The organism is Citrobacter sp. Cy070 (assembly GCF_030332245.1).
Lineage (GTDB): Bacteria > Pseudomonadota > Gammaproteobacteria > Enterobacterales > Enterobacteriaceae > Citrobacter > Citrobacter youngae.
The window spans coordinates 1-9,251 of sequence record NZ_JAOWIG010000049.1 but is presented as its reverse complement, the minus strand read 5'-3'; the positions used below and the strand labels follow the sequence as shown (position 1 = coordinate 9,251).

11 protein-coding genes are annotated in these 9,251 nt (G+C 42.1%); 4 read left to right on the top strand and 7 right to left on the bottom strand.

The genetic code is table 11. The features are described 5' to 3' along the window. Positions 1-56 precede the first annotated feature (56 nt). The 3 genes from OGY19_RS06095 to OGY19_RS06085 all read right to left on the bottom strand — a co-directional run bounded on the left by OGY19_RS06095 (position 57) and on the right by OGY19_RS06085 (position 2,349). Positions 57-1,025 (bottom strand): IS5-like element IS903B family transposase, encoded by a 969-nt coding sequence (locus tag OGY19_RS06095; RefSeq protein ID WP_000654812.1) that lies wholly within the window; start codon positions 1,023-1,025, stop codon positions 57-59. 326 nt (positions 1,026-1,351) lie between these two features. After that, a complete protein-coding gene (locus OGY19_RS06090; RefSeq protein ID WP_048213849.1) occupies positions 1,352-1,573 on the bottom strand; it encodes a hypothetical protein in 222 nt (73 codons plus the stop codon). A gap of 269 nt (positions 1,574-1,842) precedes the next feature. Beyond that, positions 1,843-2,349: a hypothetical protein gene (locus OGY19_RS06085; protein WP_007372203.1), complete on the bottom strand. Its 507-nt coding sequence runs from the start codon at positions 2,347-2,349 to the stop codon at positions 1,843-1,845. 160 nt (positions 2,350-2,509) lie between these two features. On the opposite strand from OGY19_RS06085, the gene OGY19_RS06080 reads away from it, so the two are divergent. The 3 genes from OGY19_RS06080 to OGY19_RS06070 all read left to right on the top strand — a co-directional run bounded on the left by OGY19_RS06080 (position 2,510) and on the right by OGY19_RS06070 (position 4,435). Then, positions 2,510-2,908: a hypothetical protein gene (locus OGY19_RS06080; protein WP_016241897.1), complete on the top strand. Its 399-nt coding sequence runs from the start codon at positions 2,510-2,512 to the stop codon at positions 2,906-2,908. A 112-nt stretch (positions 2,909-3,020) separates the two neighbouring features. Then, complete coding sequence (locus tag OGY19_RS06075; protein WP_009652915.1) at positions 3,021-4,211, top strand: hypothetical protein; 1,191 nt, start codon at positions 3,021-3,023, stop codon at positions 4,209-4,211. Positions 4,212-4,246: 35 nt separating this feature from the next. Then, entirely contained in the window at positions 4,247-4,435 is a 189-nt protein-coding gene (locus tag OGY19_RS06070) for a hypothetical protein (protein WP_007372207.1), read from the top strand. 37 nt (positions 4,436-4,472) lie between these two features. Here OGY19_RS06070 and OGY19_RS06065 read toward each other — a convergent pair whose 3' ends face one another. From OGY19_RS06065 to OGY19_RS06050, 4 genes are all read right to left on the bottom strand, one after another. Then, complete coding sequence (locus tag OGY19_RS06065) at positions 4,473-5,171, bottom strand: hypothetical protein (protein WP_236248938.1); 699 nt, start codon at positions 5,169-5,171, stop codon at positions 4,473-4,475. Positions 5,172-5,333: 162 nt separating this feature from the next. Beyond that, positions 5,334-6,541, bottom strand: a protein-coding gene (locus tag OGY19_RS06060) for an IS3 family transposase (protein WP_109455549.1) whose coding sequence is annotated in 2 segments (ribosomal slippage) — positions 5,334-6,220 and positions 6,220-6,541 — 1,209 coding nt in all. Because the reading frame shifts where the segments join, the coding sequence is not laid out codon by codon here. Between the two features lie 280 nt (positions 6,542-6,821). After that, positions 6,822-7,937 carry a toxic anion resistance protein gene (locus OGY19_RS06055; RefSeq protein ID WP_007372209.1) on the bottom strand — a complete coding sequence of 372 codons (1,116 nt, stop codon included), beginning with the start codon at positions 7,935-7,937 and terminating at the stop codon, positions 6,822-6,824. Between the two features lie 6 nt (positions 7,938-7,943). Continuing rightward, a complete protein-coding gene (locus tag OGY19_RS06050) occupies positions 7,944-8,714 on the bottom strand; it encodes a hypothetical protein (protein WP_016241598.1) in 771 nt (256 codons plus the stop codon). A 170-nt stretch (positions 8,715-8,884) separates the two neighbouring features. On the opposite strand from OGY19_RS06050, the gene OGY19_RS06045 reads away from it, so the two are divergent. After that, positions 8,885-9,199: a hypothetical protein gene (locus OGY19_RS06045; RefSeq protein ID WP_286596270.1), complete on the top strand. Its 315-nt coding sequence runs from the start codon at positions 8,885-8,887 to the stop codon at positions 9,197-9,199. Positions 9,200-9,251 lie beyond the last annotated feature (52 nt).

Here is a 9,251-nt window from a genome sequence, read left to right as displayed (position 1 = left end):
GGCTTTGTTGAATAAATCAGATTTCGGGTAAGTCTCCCCCGTAGCGGGTTGTGTTTTCAGGCAATACGCACGCTTTCAGGCATACCTGCTTTCGTCATTTTGTTCAGCGCTCGTACCAGGGCCATAGCCTCCGCAACCTGACCATCGTAGTCACGCAGCGTCAGTGAACCCCCGAACAGCTGTTTTACCCGGTACATCGCCGTTTCCGCTATCGAGCGACGGTTGTAATCTGTTGTCCATTTCCACCGCGCATTACTCCCGGTCATTCGCTGATTAGCCACTGCACGGTTACGGTCTGCATATTCACCGGGCCAGTAACCCGCACCTTTTCGGGGAGGGATAAGCGCGCTGATTTTCTTACGCCGCAGTTCATCGTGACATAGCCGGGTATCGTAAGCGCCATCGGCGGCGGCTGACCTGATTTTCCGGTGGGTTTGCCGGATTAACCCGGGGAAGGCCTCTGAGTCCGTAACGTTGTTCAGCGACAGGTCAGCGCAGATGATTTCATGTGTTTTACTGTCAACGGCGAGATGCAGCTTACGCCAGATACGGCGGCGTTCCTGGCCATGCTTTTTGACTTTCCACTCGCCTTCACCGAAGACCTTCAGCCCGGTGGAATCAATTACCAGGTGTGCGATTTCACCCCGGGTGGGCGTTTTGAAACTGACATTAACCGACTTTGCCCGCCTGCTGACACAGCTGTAATCCGGGCAGCGTAGCGGAACGTTCATCAGAGAAAAAATGGAATCAATAAAGCCCTGCGCAGCCCGCAGGGTCAGCCTGAATACGCGTTTAATGACCAGCACAGTAGTGATGGCAAGGTCAGAATAGCGCTGAGGTCTGCCTCGTGAAGAAGGTGTTGCTGACTCATACCAGGCCTGAATAGCTTCATCATCCAGCCAGAAAGTTATGGAGCCACGGTTGATGAGGGCTTTATTGTAGGTGGGCCAGTTGGTGATTTTGAACTTTTGCTTTGCCACGGAACGGTCTGCGTTGTCGGGAAGATACGTGATCTGATCCTTCAACTCAGCAAAAGTTCGATTTATTCAACAAAGCCCCTCATCTGTGGATAGAGTATGACGAATACATAATAGATTACCGCCTCCGCATGTGGGCAAGGAAAACCGAAGATAATGTTAGTCTAGTGCCTCATGGCATCTTTATCGAAGATAAAAGTCAGGCAATTTACACTGCTCAAAGAATTGCAAATAAAGCCATGATATCAGACTCGATAATTGATTTTATGACAGATGGGTTATGGACTAAGATTCTCCTAGAAATCCCTGGTAAAAAAAGAATTACATAAAGCAGGAGGATTAAGTTTGTTCATAAAGTTTTTCTTCACTGACACTCAAAGCAAAGATGTCTTTTTCCAAGCACCAATCTTAGAAAATATTTGCTTTTCTACTGACTCAAGTTGGTTCATTAAAAGATGATAGTCAGGAGTCTCAGCTCCAATGTTCCCTTCCCACTTTAGAATCAATTCACTTACCTTCCCTTTTAATGTTGCAAGGAGAACAAGCTGTTTCTTCGCGAATACAATCTCTTCCTGATGTATGTTTTTCTTTGCCATTGTAGTGTAGGTTCCATATCCATGTTGATTTATGTTAAGGATTACATTTTATTAACAATATTTTTATTGATTGTAAACACAAATCTCAATGGAATAGCATGAATTAAAGTCATCACGACCATTTTACCTAGTAGTATCAGCATGATAGTAAGTGAAATCAGATTATAAAAAGCAGATAGTCATATCGAACAAAAAGATAATTGAAATAAAACAAAAAACCATCACTGTTAAGTGATGGTTAATGATTTCAATATGGAATTATTTAGTAATCAAACAAAATAACCAGGATTATTAATCAGATCACTTTGTTGAGTACTATGTGCCATTTCAACAAATTCAGACACGCTTGTAATTTCATTGAGTGTGGTGATTGCGAATAATCGAAAAGAAAACTCTTTATTACCTTTTCTTGGGTAGATGTTCAGGAAAAAATTCAACTTTTGACCAACCGGACACATACTTGAAACCGCAGCATAAGATTGTGTCTGTCTGAGGTACTGAGTGAGGAATTGAGCAAGATCAACACCCTCATCAGACGTTAACGACCTGGATGTCTGAACCTTTAATAACCTTACAAGGTTATCTATGGCGGTCTGAATAGGAAGAAGTTCTATCTGAGGAACCTTCAAAAAATCAGCTATGATAATACCAAGTAACTGGCTCTGATCGTTCATGAAATTATGGATATAAAGAAAGTGTGAGTCACCGAATCTTTCAGCAGAATCATACTTAAAATTCCATTCATTCAATACTGCACTGTACTTCATTTTATTCATGGTTAGCTCCTCTTTATATAAAAAAAGATTAACGCAACATTCATCGGTGACGAAATTCTAAGACCCGTTAATTTCGCCCCCTATTGGGGTCATAAAAAATTGTCACGCTACGGCCTGTCTGGCAGAATCCCCTGAAACCGATTTGCGATAAGTAACCCTGATGAAAAACCTCATTAATGATGTTGCGACTGAAGCACGGGCATTACTGAACGGTATCCTCGCTGACTGTGATACCGATGACACAACGGGCACATGCCTATTTGCCAGTCTGCTATTAGCTCGTCTGGCACATAGCAAAGGGTTATCAGCTGTGATTAGAGGTGGCGATGGGAAATCTGACGGCGGGTTATTCACTATGTATGGCGGGTTCGGTCATTACTGGTGTGAGATCTCCAACAACGATGAATTCCATATTGTTGATATATCGGCAGATCAATTTGGCTTCGAAGGAGTTATCGTTAAGAACATCAAAGAGGTAGAAGGCTGGCCACGTTACATCCCTGGAAACCAGGATGTCGTAAATGCTGGAGTTGAGGAGCTCTTCAACCACGGATACTAAATGGTCGAGTCTAAGTGCGATTTATACACCTCAAAACGCCCCCATTCTCGATTCAAGAATTATTGATTTACAAGTAATATCAGAAATATTTAGTTCACTCTAAGGCAAGTGAATGAAGAAGAAATTACCGTCATGGTCACCAGCTGAAGATCTGAAGCTTATAAAAGGGCTTAAGGATGGTTACTCATTTGCAGCGCTTACGTCCATTCTTGGATACAATGAAAGGATAATCCAGTTAAGATGTATCGAGTTGGATTTATACCTTCTCATAAGAGAAAATCTCTCCGAGCCTAACGAAATTACCCTCAAGCCTAACTCTTCAATCAGAGTGCCACCGGCTGAACCAGCTTCAGGTATAACTCTTAAAACCCTGCTAGATAATGGATGGGTAGCACACTGCATAAATGGTGAAAATGTTCTGTACTCTCCAGAATGGTGGCGAACAAGAAACACAAGCCTGTTAGTACCCGAAGATGAGGATACTGATCAGCTACATAAGAAAACATCTTCACACCTCATTACCGGTAAACCGTGGACTCCTGACGATACTCGGGTCTTACTTAAGGCGATACAACATGGTATCAGTAAAACGGCACTTGCCGAGCTTACCTTAAGAAGCCATCAATCCACTCTTCAGCAACTTATAGAGCTTGGAATGATTACCGTGGGCGCTGAAGACGATTCATCTAGTACGGTTATATGGTTAAATAAAAAAATAAGTTCTGCGAAATTATCAAAAAAACGTTTTCTTGATGTCCTGCCACTAATCGAATTCGGCTGGCACATTGATGGATTCGACCTTACCGCCCCAGATTGGTGGAGCAAGCATATAGTGCTTAATGAAATTATCTATGAAACCGTACCAGATAAAACCATTTCAAATTACCCGGCCAGAACTGACATTGATTGTGATAGTGAAAAACCACAACAAATTAAGGAAAGATCAGTGCCTGAACGGAACCAAAGAGAACCACAAAAACCAGCCAAATGGGTATGTGGAAACTATAAGTTTTTAATTACACTTCTATCTGAGCATCGTTCAATAGAAGTGATTGCCAAGAAAATGAATAGGACAGATGGCGCGATTAGGTCACGTCTACAGCATATCGGTATAACGCGTTACGAGAAACCAACAAAACCTGGTGAAAAAGGAAGTGTCATTAAAGCTACATCAATTTCTACAGATATCTTCAGAAACCAGCCATTTTTTGTGAAGAGATTACTCATAGATGCCGGATGGTCTGAAAAAAACAATGAATTGCATTGCCCGGTCTGGTGGAGCAATTATCCACACAACGTTTAACGGGCTTAGTCACGAACTCTACCCTGGAGAACTATATGTTTGATTATTTTAACAGACCATTTGACACTTTCGACTGGGCGCTGATTATAGGATGCGGAATCCTTTTTGTCGGGCACTTTATCTGGAAAATCTTCTTCAGCGATGAAGGCCGTAGGAAAATTGATAATGAAGCGCCGCCTCCAATCATGACTCAGAAAGTAGATGATGAAACGGATGGTAAATAAGCACACAAAAATAAAACGCCCTTAAGGGCGTTTTATTTTATTTCGACAGATATTTAATATTAGACTCTATCAAATAAGTAAGCCTACGGCCATTTCTAACCGTCAGCAGTATAATCACCACAAAAATTACGGCAAGTATAAAAAATATTAGAGCAGTACTTTTTATAATATATTTAATATAATTGGATTTAAGATCATTTCCCGACTTCCAAGCAGAAAGAGGATTTGAAGCAAGCGCACCAGACTTGTAACCAATGTCATAAATATGGTAATCAATAGCTTTATAAAGTTGTGAATCAAACAGTGTGTTTTTGTCTTTGACACTATCCTCTTTATATTCAGGCATTAACAAAACCAAGTTTCCAAGATGATTTTTATAATTGCTATCAGATACTTTTTCAGCAGTAATTATTACACCTCTGAGTAACAGGCCATCGATATCTCCCAGTTTTTTTGCAGTAGCTGGTTTAGGATCTGCAAGTGCTTTTTCAACTGACTTTCTTAGTAAACTCCCTCTGTCTCCATAGATTTCATACAAAGAGTCCAAGTCTCCAGTTTTCATAGCAGTACTTATTTTGTCGGTATTGTATTTATAATTATGAGGCTCATCACCAAATGCAGCAATAAATAAATTAAACCCTACAAACAATACTATGCAACTTGTCATTATCTCAAGTTGTAAACCATTCCCATTAATAATTGCCCCTAGTATTACAATCAATATACATACACCCACACCAACTCTTCCATATATGGAAATAAATGATCCAATCGTATCAAAAGCATTTTCAGGAACTAACTCATTGGAGCGTAGAATGTTGAATATATCGTCAGAAACCTGTTTGACTTGCTCATCTACTGTGATCTTGACCCGCCATCTCCGGACAGCTTTTGTATCTTAAGTTAACGATGTCCGCTGCCGCCGATATTCCCTCGGGGAGTGATATCCCAGCGCGCTGTGCGGGTGGTTTTCATTGTAATGTGTGAACGCTGCTGCAAGGTTTCGCAGGGCTGTTCTCACATCTGGTTTTGGCATGAACGCGATATAGTCTTCCTTCATCGTCTTCACGAATCGTTCGGCCATGCCATTGCTCTGCGGGCTGCTCACCGCTGTTGTACACGGCTCCAGATTCAGCTCTCTGGCGAACCTCCGCGTTTCATGCGCGGTATATGCTGAACCGTTATCCGTCAGCCATTGAACCGGTGTGGTCGGCAGCCCGTCGCCGAAGCGCTTTTCCACCGACCTCAGCATCACATCCTGCACCGTCGAACTGTCGTAGCCTCCTGTGCTCGCTGCCCAGTCTATGGCTTCTCTGTCGCAGCAGTCCAGCGCGAACGTGACCCGCAGCTTCTCACCGTTGTCGCAGCCGAACTCGAAGCCATCTGAACACCAGCGCATATCGCTTTCTGCCACCGCGATTTTGCCCTTATGTTCACGCTTCGACCGCTCTGGTTTGTCATGCAGTAACAGCAGATTATGCTCACTCATAAGCCGGTAAAGCCGTTTGGCGTTCACGGGGGGCAGTCCCTCTGTACGGCGTTGCGTACGCAGGATGCCCCACACACGGCGATAGCCGTAACTGGGCATATCGCTGATGATATCGAGGATCTCTGACAGTATTTCAGCGTCTGCTTCGTCATCACGCCGGTTACAGCGCCTGTCCTGCCAGTCGGCAGAACGGTTAATTCGCAGTGACAGCTGCGCACGCGACACGCCCATGGTGCGGCTGACCAGGGCTATTCCCCGTCCTTTGGCAACAAGGGCGCGTGCGCTATCCATTTTCGCGACTGAGCGTACTCCACGGCTTCTTTCAGGATCTCAACTTCCATCGTCTTCTTGCCCAGCAGGCGCTGAAGCTCCCGGACCTGCTTCAGAGCAGCAGTAAGCTCAGAAGCTGGAACAACTTCTTCTCCGGCCGCAACGGCGGTGAGGCTGCCTTCCTGATATTGCTTCTTCCACTTAAACAGCAGGCTGGGCTGGATGCCATGCAGGCGGGCGACATGGGAGACATTCATGCCCGGCTCCATCGTCTGCTGGATAATGGCGATCTTCTCCTGAGGAGTTTTACGTTTACGGACTTCTTGCCCTAACAGGATCCCGGTCATCTCAAAATTGGCGTTAGTGTTAGACATATATTCAAGCCTATCTCTTATCTGGAGATACAGCTACTGTCTGGTGTTTCAGGGGGCTACATCACTTGCTCATCTACTGGCATGTCTGATGGAATACAAAACCATAATATTAGAAATATAATAGCGAAGATTAGAGATATAGCTAAGGTAAAATATATAGCTCTATCACGCTTCCGTCTAATAGCATTCTCAACATCATCATATGGATTACTTTTTCTGATTCTAGCCATAGCACATCCTCTAAATTTAACTATTATTTGGAAGACAGTTCTTTTGCTACCATAAAACGCTTCTCCTTCCATTGCGCTGCGCGAGCTTCAAGCTGGGTATGTTGCGTCTTGGCTCGGTCGTGGATTTTTTTAATTTCTCGACCGGCCTCATTGATCTGGTTTGATATGTAATCAATTGTCTCAACATCATATACAGTACGATTAGCTGTTTTGGCTACACGAATACTGCTCTCTTTTACTAACAAAGCTTGACGTCTGGCTTGTTGATTTACAGAATCACCAATTGCCTGAATCAGTAATGAGCTTTTATCACTCCTTTCGGCCTGGTCAATAATAAGATGGCTGCGTTTAGAAGATGGTATCGTTACTTTAATAATAGTTTCAAACTGGTCTACCATCGAGAGGTTATTGAACTTCATCATTTTCATCATCTTTAGGTCTTCAAATGCCTTTTGTTGTTCCGTGATCATGTCATTTCGACGTTTTGTTATGAGGGCGATTTGATGTTCAATATTCATTGCTTCCATGCTCAGCATGGTATTATCAGGCTGATTTTTTAGTTCCTTACGAATAGAAGCCTGAACTGTTTGTAACTTCTCCAGAATGTAATAGGCAGCTACAATGTTAACCCCTGTATTTTTTACACTAGTTAAAGCTTGGTCATACATTCCATCAATATTTTTATTCATTTCAAACAACCCCTCCGATATGCTTTCGATATCCGAGGTTAAAATATCGATTTGTCCTTTAACTGAATCAAATCTTGACATTGCACTAAAATGAAGACCGATGGCTTTCATTATGAAAGGCCCAACATACGGTATCCGTGACAGTTTCTTTTGAAGATAACTTGGTTCGACTGCATTACTGACTTCACGAGCCAGTGCAACAATCTCATTCAGAGTCTCTCCCTTCTTGCCCTGAGATGATGAGCTGACGCTGAGAAGGAGGTTATCAAGATAATTAATATCAGTAGTGTCCTCCAATCGTCCAAAGTTATGCGCGGCATCAATATCACCAATCTGGAAAGATCTGACTGCATCTTTTATTGATGATTCCATACTTACATCAACAGCATATTTATCAAATTCCTTAGCCACTTTGACATCTAATATATCAATACTATTTATGATCTTCATGTTATCTCACCTTATGTTCTTATTTAATTTATTGACCAGCTTCTTGAATTTTTCATGAGCCACTTCATCAATACCACTACAAACACCACTGGCGTTGATGTTCTTAGCCTGCCCTTCCCACATAGGTAATAAATTATCTTTAATATCTCGAAGGCTATCTTTTACATCGACAGCTGTTTCATAGCTCATTTGTGCTTGAACCTGACTTAGTTTTAAACCAACAAGAACTCCCTGAAAGTTATTAACTCTTATCCGTAGCCTGTTAATTGCCATATATTCATTGCTTGTGACACTATAGTCACACTCGTTCTTATTTTTCAGATATGACTCAACAACATCTATGAAAACCTCTAGCTGATGAATATCTTGCGCATAGATTGCCTCCAAACCCTTCGTGATTTCAGCATGAGCGGTTAGCATTTTGAAATGATCAGGTATCCGTTCGCATAGTTTCATAACTACTTTGTTATAAATATCTAGCTGGGCTTTCCGTAAGATTTCGGAACCTGTTAAATGATCGAACATCCGACGAAAAAGATTCTTTTTTCCCTTTGAGAAATTGACTTCCGCTTTTGTCATTGCGTCTATGAGATGATAAATTTCATCTAAGAGCGACTTTTCAATATCACTCATCTTAACTGCTTCATCAATTGACATTTCATGCCCATTGATGTTGAGGACACATTTTTGATTTGAAATAAGCTCTGGCCCAAATCTATCGTAACTTAATGGGTCTTTAACAAAGGCTTCAACCATCTTAGTGGCATCACTGCTCATTTCAATTCTCCACAAATTTCGATAGAAAAAATTTACCATGTTCTCTTAAACTATCGAAATTCCTGACCATATAATGTCCGTTTTTCGGGGTCGTTTTGCGTTCAAAAAAAGTCGGAGAAAATTTGTCTGTCTATAAGATGGTGTAAACAAGTATAACTATGGTGGATTTCATGGTTAAATTTATACCCATTATGGTGGTAGCGGGCAGAACGCAGGCCAACTCTATTGCCAGGTTTCTACTGGATTCAGTGCTGGTGTGGTCATTATTGTGCTGGCTCAATACAATTATTCCATTCTATGTGCCGTTGGTAATAACCATTACAACATGCACAATTTATGCACGAGTTGGTTATAAAGTATTTTTCAAGCCGTTAACCTTCATGAAAACTAGAAGTTTTTATGTCGATGCTGAAAAACCAACAGTTCAACTCAATTACACATTAGCTGGTGGGCAGGCGGGCACTGTTGCAAATAGTCGGTGGTGATAAACTTATCATCCCCTTTTGCTGATGGAGCTGCACATGAACCCATTCAAAG